Genomic DNA, 15,939 nt, shown 5'->3' with positions numbered 1-15,939 from the left:
GTGACGAACGATGCCCCTGCCCCCTGCTGAAGACCGTGAACTGCTGCACACCCGTTATATTACCTGCAAAGGCTACAAGCGCAGAGATGGACTATGGGACGTGGAGGGCGAGCTGGTAGACCTGAAGAGCTTTGACCTGCAGGTTATTGAGCGCAACGATGGCATCATTCCCACCGGAGAGCCACTTCACAAGATGGCACTGCGGCTGACCGTTGATTACGACCTGCTGATTCATGACGTTCAGGCCAGCATGGACTACACGCCATTCAAGCATTGCCCGAGTATCGCCGACAATTTTCGCCGCCTGATCGGTCACCGGATTGCACCTGGCTTTACTCGTCTGACCCGTGACCTGTTGGGTGGAACTCAGGGCTGCACCCATCTGCTGGAGATGCTAGGCACCATGGCAACCACCGCCTACCAGACCACCCATCAGGAGCGCGAAAAACGGGAGGATTTTGGCATTGGTGGCGAAACACCTCCGCCAACACTGAACACCTGCCACAGCTTTGATACCCACGGGCCAGTGGTTCAACGCTACTGGCCGCAGTTCTATACCGGTGACAAGGATTCAGACAAGGATGATACGCCGCAGTCCTGACTTGCGGCGTATCCTGTCACTCAATCCCGGGCTGAGCGCTGTTTGAGTTCAGACAACGGAATGACACTGTCATCAAAGCTGAGTCGCTTGCGATCAGGCTCAACCTCTGTAAGCGGTTCCACCTCCTGCATGGTATTCAGGCTGCGGATGGTCAGGTCCTGGTATTGGCGCGTGCCCATTCCCTTCCACTCAATTTCTTCATCGCTCAGCTCACGAATAATGCGCGCAGGTGATCCTGCCACCAGTGTACGTGCCGGAACTTCGAACTTGGCCTTTACGAATGACATGGCAGCCACAATCGCGGACTCGCCAACCACTGCATCATCCATGATCACGGCATTCATCCCAACCAGTGCGTTACGCTTGATGACGCAACCGTGCAGCACAGCCCCGTGACCAATATGCCCATCCTCTTCGATCACGGTATCGGTACCGGGGAAGCCGTGCATGACACAGGTATCCTGAATGTTGGCACCCTCTTTCAGCACCAGGCGACCAAAGTCACCGCGCAAACAAGCCGCCGGCCCCACGTAACAGCGCGGACCAATGATTACATCCCCAATCAGTACAGCAGTCGGGTGTACATAGGCCGTTGGATCAATCACCGGGGTAATGCCGTCAATGGAATAGACTTTCATAACAGACTCCATGGCTACTGTTTTGTTGTGATTATCAGCATTAATGGCTCGGCAGGCTACCACATCCCTGCCAAGATGCCATATCGACAACGCTGAATTGATCCATCCGGTTTCCCTAAAATCATTGCAGCCGCTATGCTGCAACAAAAACGCAGCGAGGAGACATCATGCTGATTCATCCTGACAAATCCTGCCTGCTGGTGATCGACATCCAGCAGCGCATGGCGCCGGTTATCCATGAAGCTGAACAGATTGTCAGCAACTGCGAATGGCTGATCAATATTGCCAACCGGCTTGAAGTGCCTGTCTTGACCACCGAGCAGTACCCGCAGGGGTTGGGTGCCACACTGCCACAACTTCAGGCGATTCTGCCGCCTGAAAACGTGATGGAGAAAATTCACTTTTCGGCCATGTCCGACCCCGAACCCAACCGCCGCATCAATGCCGGCAAACACAACCAGGTGATCCTGATCGGCATGGAAACCCACGTGTGCGTGCTGCAAACCGCCATTGAACTGAAGCAGCAGGCACGTGAGGTCTATGTGGTTGAGGACTGTGTCTCATCTCGTTCACCGGCCGACAAGGCGGCTGCTCTGGCGCGATTCCGTCAGTGCGGCATTTATGTAGTCACCCGTGAAATGGTCGCCTTTGAGTGGTTGCGCCGTGCCGGAACCGACACCTTCCGCGAAATAAGCCGCGAATACCTGCGCTAAACCATTCAGTAATAACCCCTACCCCCTTGACTAAAACCGGCAGATCCATGAAAGTTTACGTTAACGTAAACTTTCGGCTGCCTGCTTCTGTTTCGTGCATACAGCCGACTCACCATAACAACAAGAGAACAATCAGGAGAGGTCGATGACTGAGCCACTCTGGGCACCCGATGAGGCACGCTGCCGGGCTACCCGCCTTTATGATTTCATGCAGACTCTGAACCAGCGCCATCAGCTCGATCTGAACAATTATCAAGCCCTGCATCAGTGGAGTACTGAGCACAGCGAGACTTTCTGGAGTGACCTGTGGGATTACGCCGGGATTATCGGTGACAAGGGGAACCGTGTGCTGGAGCATCCCGAACGCATGCCCGGTGCTCGCTGGTTTCCTGATGCGCGACTGAATTTTGCCCAAAACCTGCTGCGCTACCGGGATCAACGACCAGCTGTTATTTTCCGCGGCGAGGACGACACCCGGATAGAATTGAGTCATGCCGAGCTTTACCTTCAGGTGGCACAACTGGCGAGTGCTTTGCGGCGCGAGGGGGTTACTCGAGGTGACCGCGTCTCAGGCTTCATGCCCAACATTCCGGCAACCCTGATCGGCATGTTGGCAACCGCCTCCATTGGCGCAATATGGAGCTCCTGCTCACCGGATTTCGGCATCAATGGCGTACTGGACCGTTTTGGTCAAGTTGAGCCGAAAATCCTGCTGACAACGGATGGCTATCGCTACAACGGCAAGCGGCTCAACAGTCTGGAGCGGGTACAGGGGATCGCTGATCAACTGCATTCGGTTGAAAAAATAGTTGTAGTCCCCTTCCTTGAAGCCACGCCCGATATCAGCGGCCTTGATCGTGCGGTACTACTGCCTGACTTTATCGACGCGCAAGCGAGTGAAATCGAGTTTGAGCCATTGCCGTTCGACCACCCCCTGTATGTGATGTACTCATCAGGCACAACCGGTGTACCCAAGTGCATCGTACACAGCGCCGGTGGCACCCTGATTCAGCACTTGAAAGAGCATATCCTGCATACGGATGTGGGCCGTGACGACTGCCTGTTCTACTACACCACCTGTGGCTGGATGATGTGGAACTGGCTGATATCCGGGCTTGCAACCGGTTGTACCCTGATGCTGTTCGACGGCTCGCCCTTTGCTCCCCAACCTTCCATTCTCTGGGATATCGCCGAACAGGAAGGGATCACGGTATTTGGCACCAGTGCAAAATATATTGCAGCGCTTGAGAAAGCCGGCGTTAAACCTCGTGAGAGCCATAACCTGGAAAAACTGCGTTCAGTGCTGTCGACCGGCTCGCCACTGGCACATGAAAGTTTTGAATATGTCTATCGTGACATCAAGCATGAACTCCAGCTGTCATCCATTTCAGGCGGCACCGACATCGTCTCCTGCTTTGCGCTGGGCTGCCCTATCCGTCCGGTCTACGCGGGTGAACTGCAGTGTCGAGGCCTTGGCATGGCGGTCGAGATCTTTGATGACAACGGCAAACCTGTGCGCGGTGAAAAGGGCGAGCTGGTCTGCACCCGCCCCTTCCCATCCATGCCAATCGGGTTCTGGAATGACGAGGATGGTCAGAAATACCATGATGCCTATTTTGGCCAGTTCGACAACATCTGGGCGCACGGTGACTACGGCGAGATTACCGAACATGATGGTCTGATCATTCATGGGCGCTCCGATGCCGTGCTTAACCCCGGTGGTGTTCGCATCGGCACGGCCGAAATCTATCGTCAGGTTGAAAAGGTGGACGAAGTACTGGAAAGCCTTTGTATCGGCCAGCCTTGGGACAATGATGTTCGGGTCGTCCTGTTTGTGCGACTCAAGGAAGGTTTCAACCTCACCGATGAGCTGATCAAGCGGATCAGGGATACCATTCGGGCCAACACCACCCCCCGTCACGTTCCCGCCAAGGTGATACAAGTAACGGACATTCCGCGCACCATCAGCGGCAAAATTGTTGAGTTGGCTGTGCGCAAGGTGGTATTGGGAGAAGAGGTCAAAAACAAGGATGCGCTGGCCAACCCCGAGGCGCTGGAGCTGTTCTGCGACTTGCCTGAGCTGCAGAGCTGACACACCATCAGTAAAGCGCCGAAAAAGCTTCGGCGCTTTACTGTTTACGTCTCAGAATGTGACCCGGCCGGTCTGAGCGATGAAATCTTCAGGATCGATCACACCGATTAAAGTCAGATCGGGGCGTACCTCACCATTTGCATCGTAAAAAACCAGTGCCGGTGGACCGATGATTCCGAATCGTTTGTACAGGGCACGTGCCTCGTCATTGTGTGCGGTCAGATCCAGCTTGACCAACCGGAACGGAGTCAAGGCCCTCTGTACACCTGCATCGCTGAAGGTGACATGCTCCAGTTCGATACAGGCGATACACCAGTCCGCATAGAAGTCCAGCATCACAGGCTGGCCGTTGGCCTGAGCCTGCTGCAGAATCGCATCCAGCTCAGACTCGGTTTTGATCGTGGTGAAGGGCAGCTCAGCCCTCTGCTGCGCCTGGGCCCCACCGCCGACAATTCCCTGCAGTGGATACAGCAGGCTGCGATTACCCGCCATGACTCCGATCAGCAGCGCAGCGCCGTATACCAGCAGGATCAGCCCCACCCCTTTCCAGAAGCGATGCCAGCCATTGCCGTGTTCCGGCAGTTTGTCCAATGCGCGCAGATAAACGGCACTGATTACCAGAATCAGACCGGCCAACAACATAGTTACTTCGGTGGCAACCACCCGATCCAGCATCCAGACCGCCATCAACAACAGAATGACACCAAACCCAGCCTTGACACTTTCCATCCAGACACCGGCTCTTGGAAGCAACTTGCCGGCAGACGCGCCCACCAGCAGCAAAGGTACGCCCATACCCAGCGACAGCGCGAACAATGCAGCACCACCCAATACAGGATCACCGCTCTGGCCAATATAGATCAACGCACCGGCCAGCGGGGCCGCCATGCACGGGCCGACGATCAACGCTGACAGCAGGCCCATTACGGCCACCCCTGTAAGGGTACCGCCCTTCTGGCGATGACTGACTGTACTGACACGGCTCTGAAGTGCCGAGGGCAGCTGCAATTCATAAAAGCCGAACATCGACAGGGCCAGCAACACAAAAACAGCGCTGAAGCTGCCGATAATCCACGGATTCTGAAAGCTTGCCTGCAGATTGGCCCCAAACAGGCCCGCGAGAACGCCGGCCAGGGTATAGGTCAGCGCCATTGCCAGCACATAAACCAGCGACAGCATAAAGGCGCGCAGAGTACTGACATGATGCCCCTGCCCCGCGATAATTCCAGACAGTATCGGAATCATCGGCAAGACACAGGGCGTAAACGACAGTGCCAGGCCGGCAAGGAAAAAGGCTCCAAGCATCAAGAGCCAGTTGCCACTGGCCAAAAGGCCCGCGAACTGATCCTGCTCACTGACAAAGGGCTGGTCAGCCTGGGCCGTGGCAGGTACCGATGCCACAGCTGACGACTCAGCCCAGGCAAGACCCGCTGCTGCCGGCAAGTTGTTCACATCCAGCTGCTCGGTTACGGGCGGATAACAGACGCCGCCTTCCCAGCACCCTTGATAGGTGACATTGAGAGTGCCCGCATCAGCCTTACCCATCTGATGGCCCAGCAACAAATCAACCTGTGCAGTGTTGTGATAGACCTCCACCCGCCCAAACAACGGGTCCTCTTTCATTTCACCACTCACATCACGCCGGTCGACCAGTTGCAGATGATCTGGCAGACCGATCTCGATCTTGTCACGGTAGAGGTAGTAGTCCGGTTGTACTTCCCACACCAGCTTAATTTCACCTGCATTGCCCAGCTCACTGCGCAGCTGAAATGCCTGTTCGACCGGCAGTGGCTCATTACTGGATGAGCCAAAGCTGAATGCGTTGGCAGCTGACGGCAGCGCCAGCAGCAAGGTCAAAAGCAGATACAGGGGTTTTGACAGAGCGGGATACAAGGCTGAATTCCTTTATCGGTCAATGAGATGTGAATTGTGACCCTGACAGGGTCTGAACGTTCATCGCAAAAAAGCAAGTTTATCACTGACACCTGAACAAGTGAGTACAACTACAACCTAAAGGCACTTATAACCACTGCAGCGATATGGTAAAACTAGCTGAGATCGGCGCCGGGCGCCGTATTTTCAGCATTCCAGCCGCTGTCAGGACTTAACGATGACCGATACACGTGTAGAAGACCTTAATATTGAATCCAACACCCCTCTGGTAACGCCGGAAGAGCTCAAGGCTCGTCTGCCCCTGACGGAAACCGCTGCCGCCAGCGTGATGCAGGGCCGCCAGGTAATCAAGGACATACTCGATCGCAAGGACAATCGCCTGTTTATGGTCGTTGGCCCCTGCTCGATCCATGACCCTGAAGCAGCTCTGGAGTATGGCCGCCGTCTCAAGGTGCTGGCCGAAGAGGTCAAGGACACTCTGTATCTGGTTATGCGTGTCTACTTTGAAAAACCTCGCACCACCGTGGGCTGGAAAGGCCTGATCAACGACCCACACATGAACGACTCCTTTGATATCGAGGAAGGACTCCATATTGGTCGAAAGTTGCTGCTGGATCTGGCTGAAATGGGCCTGCCGCTGGCAACAGAAGCTCTGGACCCCAACAGCCCTCAGTATATGCAGGACTTGATCAGCTGGTCTGCCATTGGCGCCCGTACCACTGAATCTCAGACCCACCGCGAAATGTCATCCGGTCTCTCCTGTGCCGTGGGGTTCAAGAACGGTACCGATGGCGGTCTGGATGTGGCGGTAAATGCCATGAAGTCGGTCAGCCATCCTCACAGCTTTCTGGGCATGAACGGCGACGGCCAGGTATCGATCGTGCGTACCCGTGGCAACCGTTATGGACATGTCGTACTGCGCGGCGGCGACGGCAAGCCCAACTATGATTCTGTCAGTGTAAAACTATGTGAGCAGGCGCTGGAAAAAGCCGGACAGAAAGCCAACATCATGATCGACTGCAGTCATGCCAATTCCAGCAAGGACCCGGCACTGCAGCCGCTGGTGGCAGACAACGTGGCCAACCAGATTCTGGAAGGCAACCAGTCAATTGTTGGCCTGATGATCGAAAGCAACCTGGAGTGGGGCAACCAGTCCATTCCTCAGGATCTGTCTGAGCTGAAGTATGGCGTATCCGTTACTGATGCCTGCATCGACTGGAAAACCACCGAAGACAGCCTGCGCACCATGAACGAGAAACTCAAGCCGGTCCTGAGCCAGCGCTGAGTATATCCCTCCCGCCAGAGTTCAGCTCTGGCGGGCCCGTTTTTCCTGTTTACGCTCGTACATCCGGCTGTCAGCCAAATTGATCACGGCCTCCACATTATTCACATCCTGCGGGAACACCGCGCAGCCCACACTGGCCGAAATCTGCAACGAATGCCCCTCAATCATAAATGGCCGGTCCATCATCGCCTCAAGCTTCGATGCTATAGTCGATGCATCGCCGGCATTGACCCCCGGCTGAAGCAAAATGAATTCATCGCCCCCGTTGCGAGCCAGCGTATCGGACTGTCGGACACTTTGACTCAACCGGTTGGCCGCTTCGATCAATAGCTGATCACCCACATGGTGACCGAACCGGTCATTCACCTGCTTGAACCGGTTCAGATCGACAAAGAAAAGTGCAAACCCCTGCCCTGTGCGTGAGTACAATTGGGCAAGGTACTCTGCACGCCCCAGCAGCAGCCGTCGATTGGCCAGACCGGTGAGCGGGTCGGATACAGACTGCTCGTGGGCAAAGCGATAAAGGCGGAACAATCGAGTAGGAGGAGGTCTTGCGACCTCCGTCCTCTCACACCACCGTACGTGCGGTTCCGCATACGGCGGTTCATGATACACATTTAAGCTGGTGATATTGATCCATTAGCGATACCAGTCCGATTCGATCAAACACTTTCTTCGGCAGCGCCTGATTCAAGTGCGAGGCGCATGAGTTCCACCAAGGACCACGCCCATTGGTGGCACTGCGCCAAGCCCTGCCTTCAGATAGCCCCAGTCGCATCAGCATCTTGGCCCGGGTGAACGGCCGTTTCCATTGACGCCAGAGGATTTTGCGCAGATGCCGGCGAATCCAGCCATCCAGCGCCTCGAAGCTCCCTTTCACATCGCTATAACGGAAGTAGTTGATCCAGCCCCGCAGTTTCGGGGTCAGTATCTCGACCGTCCGATAGATCCTCTGTCCTCGACCTCTGCGAAGCACCCCCTTGATCGTGGCTCTGAGCCGTTTCAGAGACTTGTCTGCCACTTTGAGCCGGATATTCCGCTTGCGGTTATCCACGCTATAGCCCAGAAAACTCCTGTTCCAGGGTCGATCGACCGCGCTCTTGCCCCGGTTGACGCGAAGTTTGAGTCGTTGCTCAAGATAGTCGGTCAATGATGCAAGCACACGCTCTCCCGCCTTCCGGCTTTTCACGTAGATGTTGCAGTCGTCCGCGTACCGGCAGAACCGGTGGCCCCGCCGTTCCAGCTCTCGATCCAGATCCGTCAACAGGATATTGGACAGCAGCGGCGAGAGAGGGCCGCCTTGTGGCGTGCCTTCCTGCCGTACCGTCACCACACCTCCCTCCATGATCCCGGCCTGTAAATAGGCACGGATCAGTTTCAGGACACGTGTATCCGTGATCCCGCGCGCCAACCGCGACATCAAGATGTCGTGGTTGACCCGGTCAAAGAACGCTTCCAGATCGATATCGACCACCCAGCGACGCCCCTCTTCCATGTAGGACCGAGCCTGCAATACCGCCTGAGCAGCACTGCGTCCCGGTCGGAAGCCGTAGCTGTGATCAGAGAACGTGGATTCAAAGCGTGGACTAAGCACTTGATGCAATGCCTGTTGGATCAGGCGATCCAGAACACTGGGAATACCCAGCATACGGATGCCTCCCCCGGGCTTGGGGATTTCAACCTTGCGCACCGGCTGGGGTGTGTACCACCCCTCCAACAGTTGCTGTTTGATCTCAGGCCAATGGGTTTTCAGGTAAGGCTTGAGCGCCTCGACTGTCATCCCATCCACCCCGGGCGCGCCTTTATTGCGACGAACCCGATCGTAGGCCAGCAGCATGTTGCTGCGAGCCAGTACCGCTGACATCAGATCCCTGTCAGCTTCGCTCGGCAGTGATCCTGCACCCGCTGTAACCGGCAACACCTCGCACGGGACCGCAGCCGGGTTCTGCCCGGACACCTCCTCGGCAAGCAATGACGTCTCAGCCATCCGTTCAGTGTTGTTCAGGGTCATCAAGGGGCAGGGCTCCCGATTCGTCTATCATGTTCAGCCCTTCAGTGACCGGTAAGTCACCTACTATGGCGTCTGCTGAATTCTGCAGTCCCATCCAGCCGCCTCACGACAGCCGTAGCCAGAGGCAGGACAGCAGACCTCCCAGGGTAAGACACGTGACCTTCACACTTATACCTGCCGCATATACGACCGCTGCTCCGTGCAAGTACCGGGCTTTGGAGATATGCGACTCCTCACCCACAGCTGCCGCCTCGTATGCGATTTCTGTTCGTCAGGTCAGTGCTTTGCCTTCGGCTTCCTTCAGATTCCACCTCGCGATGGACACCCTTGCCGTTCGGCTAGTGGTTCCCCTTGCCGGGCCCACAGAGGACTTGCACCTCCAAGTCATCCGACCGCCACCACGCGCATCGGAACAGCGCCCGTCACGGCGCTACGCGCCATGCCTGGCGCACGCAACAGAAACAGGCCTGCCAGAATCATGATCAGCAACCATGCGGCAAGTCGGATAACAATAACAGGCGTTGAAACACCCGGGCTTGAGCGCGCAGCCATTATCCAGCTGCCGTTGGGGAAATGAACCGTCATTTCAACTACAGGGTCTTCAAACACCTTGGCAAGCCCAAAAAACACCGCGCCTTTGGCACCCAAACCATCTCGCCCCCTGATCGCTATATCAAAGCCCTCAACATGAGCACTCACCCTGGCCTGCTCAAGCAGACGTGGGAAATCTATAACGATGGATGCCAGCCCCCAGTAGCGCTTCTTTCCGTCATCCATGAAATAAATAGGGCTGCGAGCAACAATGCCGACCCCGCCCTGTTTCAGCTCGAAAGGTCCTGCCAGGTTCAACTTTCCGCTTGAAATGGCACGTTCAACAGCCGGCCATTGCTCAGGTGTGTTGCGGTAATCAAGCCCCAGGGCCTGCTCATTACCTTCAAGCGGATAAACAAAACGCATCACGTTATCAGGCGCCAAACCGATATTGCGCACAAGCGTCGAATCGTGAGCCACTTCAGCTGCCAGCTCACGCCAGCGATCAGGGTCATAGGCAGGCTGAACAGCCACGTAGCTTATCAGTCCTCGGGAGAGATAAAGGACAGAATTGATTTCGCTTTCTAGCTGCGCTCGCATCTGTGCCAGAATCGCTGTTGCTTCGATGGTCCTGACCTGAGCCACCCGCTGTTCCGCCATTCGGACAACATATTCCGTCACCGCCAGCCCGGCAATGACCAGGAGGAGTGCAGCCAAAAAAACAACTCGACTGGAAATGGGTTTGTGGGGACGATGCAGGGGTGGCATGACCAATCCATGTACTGCTGGTTTAGAAGTCTGATTGTACGCCAGTCAAGCAAATACTGTCTCGCTTAAGCTTATATTCATCCAATAATAAAACGCCCGCGCTGTAAAGGCGGGCGTTGTTGTATCAGATCACAGTGAAATGGCTGCTAGAAGGTATCGCCCGGAATTCTAACCCAGCCTTCCATCAACACTCGGGCACTGCGGCTCATGACCGCTTTGGTGGCCGTCCATTCACCGTTAACCTGTTCAGCTGCGGCACCCACTCGCAGGGTACCGGACGGATGGCCGAAGGTCACAGCGTCTCGGTCAACACCGCCGGCAGCCAGGTTAACCAGCGTGCCGGGTACGGCTGCAGCGGTGGCAATTGCAACAGATGCGGTGCCCATCATGGCATGATGCAGCTTGCCCATGGAGAGCGCACGCACACATACATCAATATCGCTGGCCTTGATCTGCTTGCCGCTGGAAGCTTCATAATCGGTCGCCGGTGCCACAAAAGCGATCTTCGGAGTATGCTGGCGGGCAACGGCCTCTTCGATATCCTTGATCAGGCCCATCTTGACTGCACCATAGGCACGCATGGTCTCAAACCGGGCCAGTGCCTCGGCATCGCCATTGATGTCTTTCTGCAGTTCGGTACCGGTGTAACCGATATCAGCCGCGTTGACGAAGATGGTGGGGATGCCGGCATTGATCATACTGGCCTTGAAGGTACCCACTCCCGGTACTTCCAGCTCATCGACCACGTTACCGGTCGGGAACATGGAGCCTTCGCCATCGGCGGGGTCCATGAACTCGATCACTACCTCGGCTGCCGGGAAAGTCACACCATCCAGCTCAAAATCACCGGTTTCCTGTACCTCACCGTTGGTGATCGGCACATGGGCGATAATGGTTTTCTGGATGTTCTTCTGCCAAATGCGCACGGTGCAGATGCCGTTTTCCGGCACGCGCTCAGGGTCGACCAGCCCCTTGCTGATGGCAAAGGCACCCACAGCAGCCGTCAGGTTGCCACAGTTGCCGGACCAGTCGACGAACGCCTTGTTGATCGCCACCTGACCGAACAGGTAATCCACGTCGTGATCAGGCTGTTCACTTTTGGCCAAAATAACGGTTTTGGAGGTACTGGAGGTCGCACCACCCATGCCGTCGATCTGCTGACCATAGGGGTCGGGGCTGCCAATTACGCGCTGCAGGATCCTGTCACGGGCTTCACCCGGGACCTGCGCGGCTTCGGGCAGATCAGTAAGATTGAAGAATACACCCTTGGAGGTGCCGCCACGGATATAGGTGGCCGGTATTTTAATCTGGGGAACACTGGACATTGAGATGCTCCAAAATAAGTCGGTTGCCGGACGGGAGCATTCAGACGGTGAAAGGTGTGCTGCAGCATTGCCGGTTCGGACACGCCGTAAACCCATCCCTGGGGGCTCGATGGCGCCATCCATGGCGCCACACGGTCCGCTCCAGCAACACTGCAGCACTTGAGTCTGCGCCCCATCCGGGACACGTCCGGACCATCAATGACAGTCCGGACCTGGTGAGATCTGGAATCAGGCAGCGCCTTCCGCTTCCAGGAACTCCTTGGCAAAGCGCTGCAGCACACCACCGGCCTTGTAGGTTTCCACTTCGGCAGCGGTATCCAGACGACAGATCACCGGCACTTCAACGCTTTCGCCGTTGCGACGGTTGATCACCAGCGTCAGGGTGGCACCCGGTGCGATCTCGCCTTTCACATCGTAGGTTTCGGTACCATCGATGCCGTAGGTGTGACGGGTTTCGCCTTCACGGAACTGCAGCGGCAACACACCCATGCCCACGAGGTTGGTACGGTGAATACGCTCGAAGCCTTCGGCCACAATCGCTTCAACACCCGCCAGACGCACGCCCTTGGCCGCCCAGTCACGGGACGAGCCCTGACCGTAGTCAGCACCGGCAACGATGATCAGGTTCTGCTTGCGCTGCATGTAGGCTTCAATCACTTCCCACATCCGCATGACCTTACCTTCAGGCTCAACACGCGCCAGCGATCCTTGCTTGACCTCACCGTCGACGATGGCCATCTCGTTGATCAGTTTCGGGTTGGCAAAGGTTGCACGCTGCGCCGTCAGGTGGTCGCCACGGTGCGTTGCGTATGAGTTGAAGTCCTCCTCCGGCACTCCCATCTTGTGCAGGTATTCACCAGCCGCACTGTCCATCATGATGGCGTTGGAGGGTGACAAGTGGTCGGTGGTGATGTTGTCAGGCAACACCGCCAACGGACGCATACCAGTCAGGGTACGCTCACCTGCCAGAGCACCTTCCCAGTACGGCGGGCGGCGAATATATGTGGACATCTCACGCCAGTCGTAGAGCGGGCTTTCTGCTTCTTCAACTTTGCCCAGATCGAACATCGGAATGTAGACCTGCTTGAACTGCTCAGGCTTCACCGCTTTGGCTACAATCGCATCGATCTCTTCGTCCGACGGCCACAGATCCTTCAGGGTGATCGGGTTGCCATCCTTGTCGGTGCCCAGCGCATCTTTCTCGATATCGAAGCGAACGGTACCGGCAATGGCGTAGGCCACAACCAGCGGCGGAGACGCCAGGAACGCCTGCTTGGCGTATGGGTGAATGCGACCATCGAAGTTACGGTTACCGGACAGAACAGCAGTCGCGTACAGATCGCGATCGATGATCTCCTGCTGAATCTTCGGATCCAGTGCACCGGACATGCCGTTACAGGTGGTGCAGGCATAGGCCACGATACCGAAGCCCAGCTTTTCCAGTTCCGACAGCAATCCAGCCTCTTCCAGGTACAGACGAGCCACTTTGGAGCCCGGTGCAAAAGAAGACTTCACCCAAGGCTTGCGGATCAAACCCAGCTCGTTGGCTTTCTTGGCCAGCAGACCGGCTGCCACCACGTTACGCGGGTTGGACGTGTTGGTACATGACGTAATTGCCGCAATGATCACAGCGCCGTCCGGCAGCTTGCCTTCAGCCTCTTCAGCACGGGCCGCCGCCAGCTTGTCTTCATCGGCAATGCCACGCTCGTGCAGAGCAGCGGTCGGGAGGCGACGGTGCGGGTTGGACGGACCGGCCAGGTTGCGTTCAACTGTAGACAGATCAAAGCTCAGCACACGCTCGTACTGGGCGGTTTTCAGGTCATCAGCCCAAAGACCGGTTTCCTTGGCATACTGTTCCACCAGGGCTACCTGTTCAGGCTCACGTCCAGTCAGCTTCAGATAATCGATAGTCTGCCCATCGATGTAGAACATCGCCGCAGTGGCACCGTATTCCGGTGTCATGTTGGAGATGGTGGCACGGTCACCGATAGTCAGGCTGTCAGCACCTTCACCGAAGAACTCCAGGTAGGCCCCAACCACACGTTCCTTACGCAGGAATTCGGTGATAGCCAGTACGATATCGGTTGCGGTGATGCCCGGCTTGCGTTTGCCGGTCAGTTCGACGCCGACGATATCCGGCAAACGCATCATTGACGGATGGCCCAGCATCACGGTTTCGGCTTCCAGGCCACCCACACCGATGGCGATGACGCCCAACGCGTCCACGTGCGGGGTGTGGGAGTCGGTACCGACACAGGTATCCGGGAAGGCAACACCATCGCGGGCCTGAATCACCGGGGACATCTTCTCCAGGTTGATCTGGTGCATGATGCCGTTACCGGCCGGGATCACATCCACGTTCTTGAATGCGGTTTTGGTCCATTCGATGAAGTGGAAGCGGTCCTCATTGCGACGGTCTTCGATGGCGCGGTTCTTCTCGAACGCGTCCGGATCGAAGCCGGCTGCCTCAACGGCCAGCGAGTGGTCAACGATCAACTGAGTCGGTACAACCGGGTTGACCTTGGCAGGATCACCGCCCTTCTCGGCAATGGCATCACGCAGACCGGCCAGATCAACCAATGCTGTCTGACCCAGAATGTCGTGGCAAACCACGCGCGCCGGATACCAGGGGAAATCCAGGTCGCGCTTGCGCTCAATCAGCTGTTTCAGTGAATCGGTCAGTGCTTCGGGCTCACAGCGGCGTACCAGCTGTTCGGCCAGTACACGCGATGTATATGGCAGAGTGGCGTAAGCACCCGGTGCAATGGCATCGACCGCCGCGCGGGTGTCGAAATAGTCCAGACCGGTGCCCGCAAGTGATTTACGGTATTGAGTGTTCATATGACTGGTGTCCATCGATGTATTCAGGGGCATATGGCAGCGGCTGCGGACGCAGACCGCTGCAACCAGGGGCGATTAGACAGTCCGATCAGGGACGGTCTTCGATCGCAACCCATTCGGCCGACTCGGGACCTGTGTAGTCAGCGGACGGACGGATAATGCGGTTATTGGCACGCTGCTCCATCACATGCGCTGTCCAGCCGGCTACACGCGAACACACGAAGATCGGCGTGAACAGCTCGGTCGGGATACCCATGAAGTGATAGGCAGACGCGTGGAAGAAGTCGGCGTTACAGAACAGTTTCTTCTCGCGCCACATAACCGCTTCAACACGCTCGGAAACCGGGTACAGCACGGTATCACCCACCTGCTCGGCCAGCTTCTGTGACCACTCCTTGATGATGGCGTTACGCGGATCGGAGTCACGGTAGATCGCATGACCGAAGCCCATGATCTTGTCCTTGCGGGCCAACATGCCCATGATCGCCTCTTCCGCTTCGTCAGCCGATTTCCAGTTCTCGATCATCGCCATGGCAGCTTCGTTGGCACCACCGTGCAGCGGGCCACGCAGAGAGCCGATGGCGGCGGTTACACAGCTGTGGATGTCAGACAGGGTGGAGGCACATACACGAGCGGTAAAGGTGGACGCGTTAAACTCATGCTCAGCGTAGAGAATCAGGGATGCATGCATCACCTTGACGTGCAGCGGCTCGGGCTTCTTGTCGTGCAGAGTCCAGAGGAAGTGTTCGCCAATGGAGTCGGCGTCGGTCTCGGTGTTGATACGCTTGCCGTGGTGGGCAAAGTTGTACCAGTAGTTGATGATCGACGGGAAGGCAGCCAGCATGCGGTCGATATGATCGTGCTGCTCGGAGAAATCCTGCTCGGTTTCCAGATTCCCCAACATTGAACAACCGGTGCGCATCACATCCATCGGGTGCGCATCCTTGGGGATCTGCTCCAGCACGGTTTTCAGTGCATCCGGCAAACCACGCATACCCTTCAGTTTCGCCTTGTAGCCGTCGAGCTCTGCCTGGTTCGGCAGTTTTCCGTACAGCAGCAGATAAGCCACTTCTTCAAACTGGGCCTTGTCAGCCAGCTCTTTGATGTCATAGCCGCGGTAGGTCAGGCCGGCACCGCTTTTACCAACGGTACACAGAGCGGTTTCACCAGCGGACTGTCCACGCAGACCGGCACCGCCGAGTTTCTTTGCTTCTGCCATCTGTCTCTCCTTCAATCTGTTG

12 protein-coding genes are annotated in these 15,939 nt (G+C 56.6%); 4 read left to right on the top strand and 8 right to left on the bottom strand.

All coding sequences use genetic code 11. The annotated features are described in order from the left end of the window. Window positions 1–10: 10 nt before the first annotated feature. Window positions 11–601, top strand: coding sequence for a DUF2889 domain-containing protein (locus CFI10_RS08955; protein WP_206841467.1), 591 nt, complete (start codon window positions 11–13; stop codon window positions 599–601). Window positions 602–621: 20 nt separating this feature from the next. Here CFI10_RS08955 and paaY read toward each other — a convergent pair whose 3' ends face one another. Continuing rightward, window positions 622–1,239, bottom strand: coding sequence for a phenylacetic acid degradation protein PaaY (paaY, locus tag CFI10_RS08950; RefSeq protein ID WP_091824272.1), 618 nt, complete (start codon window positions 1,237–1,239; stop codon window positions 622–624). Between the two features lie 167 nt (window positions 1,240–1,406). Here paaY and CFI10_RS08945 point away from each other — a divergent pair, with 167 nt between their 5' ends. After that, complete coding sequence (locus tag CFI10_RS08945; RefSeq protein ID WP_206841465.1) at window positions 1,407–1,952, top strand: hydrolase; 546 nt, start codon at window positions 1,407–1,409, stop codon at window positions 1,950–1,952. Between the two features lie 145 nt (window positions 1,953–2,097). After that, on the top strand, window positions 2,098–4,044 hold the full coding sequence (locus CFI10_RS08940) for an acetoacetate--CoA ligase (protein ID WP_206841463.1): 1,947 nt from the start codon (window positions 2,098–2,100) through the stop codon (window positions 4,042–4,044). A gap of 51 nt (window positions 4,045–4,095) precedes the next feature. Here the strand turns inward: CFI10_RS08940 and dsbD are convergent, their stop codons facing one another. Continuing rightward, the gene (dsbD, locus tag CFI10_RS08935) at window positions 4,096–5,937 is read right to left on the bottom strand and encodes a protein-disulfide reductase DsbD (protein WP_206841461.1); all 1,842 of its coding nucleotides are present in this window, start codon (window positions 5,935–5,937) and stop codon (window positions 4,096–4,098) included. A gap of 217 nt (window positions 5,938–6,154) precedes the next feature. Here dsbD and CFI10_RS08930 point away from each other — a divergent pair, with 217 nt between their 5' ends. Beyond that, complete coding sequence (locus CFI10_RS08930; protein WP_206841460.1) at window positions 6,155–7,222, top strand: 3-deoxy-7-phosphoheptulonate synthase; 1,068 nt, start codon at window positions 6,155–6,157, stop codon at window positions 7,220–7,222. 21 nt (window positions 7,223–7,243) lie between these two features. On the opposite strand, the gene CFI10_RS08925 is transcribed toward CFI10_RS08930, so the two are convergent. The 6 genes from CFI10_RS08925 to prpC all read right to left on the bottom strand — a co-directional run bounded on the left by CFI10_RS08925 (window position 7,244) and on the right by prpC (window position 15,917). Continuing rightward, on the bottom strand, window positions 7,244–7,756 hold the full coding sequence (locus CFI10_RS08925; protein ID WP_206841458.1) for a GGDEF domain-containing protein: 513 nt from the start codon (window positions 7,754–7,756) through the stop codon (window positions 7,244–7,246). Between the two features lie 70 nt (window positions 7,757–7,826). Then, entirely contained in the window at window positions 7,827–9,233 is a 1,407-nt protein-coding gene (gene ltrA, locus CFI10_RS08920) for a group II intron reverse transcriptase/maturase (RefSeq protein ID WP_242530041.1), read from the bottom strand. A gap of 384 nt (window positions 9,234–9,617) precedes the next feature. Next, complete coding sequence (locus CFI10_RS08915; RefSeq protein WP_206841456.1) at window positions 9,618–10,481, bottom strand: CHASE domain-containing protein; 864 nt, start codon at window positions 10,479–10,481, stop codon at window positions 9,618–9,620. Between the two features lie 197 nt (window positions 10,482–10,678). Next, window positions 10,679–11,857, bottom strand: coding sequence for a 2-methylaconitate cis-trans isomerase PrpF (gene prpF, locus CFI10_RS08910; protein ID WP_206841454.1), 1,179 nt, complete (start codon window positions 11,855–11,857; stop codon window positions 10,679–10,681). 228 nt (window positions 11,858–12,085) lie between these two features. Beyond that, window positions 12,086–14,698, bottom strand: coding sequence for a Fe/S-dependent 2-methylisocitrate dehydratase AcnD (gene acnD, locus CFI10_RS08905; protein ID WP_091824553.1), 2,613 nt, complete (start codon window positions 14,696–14,698; stop codon window positions 12,086–12,088). 88 nt (window positions 14,699–14,786) lie between these two features. Further along, window positions 14,787–15,917 (bottom strand): bifunctional 2-methylcitrate synthase/citrate synthase, encoded by a 1,131-nt coding sequence (gene prpC / locus CFI10_RS08900; RefSeq protein ID WP_206841451.1) that lies wholly within the window; start codon window positions 15,915–15,917, stop codon window positions 14,787–14,789. Window positions 15,918–15,939 lie beyond the last annotated feature (22 nt).

Origin of the sequence: Marinobacterium iners, assembly GCF_017310015.1 — a bacterium.
Classification (GTDB): domain Bacteria; phylum Pseudomonadota; class Gammaproteobacteria; order Pseudomonadales; family Balneatricaceae; genus Marinobacterium; species Marinobacterium iners.
The sequence above is the reverse complement of the archived record's forward strand: the minus strand, read 5'-3'. Positions and strand labels throughout refer to the sequence as shown.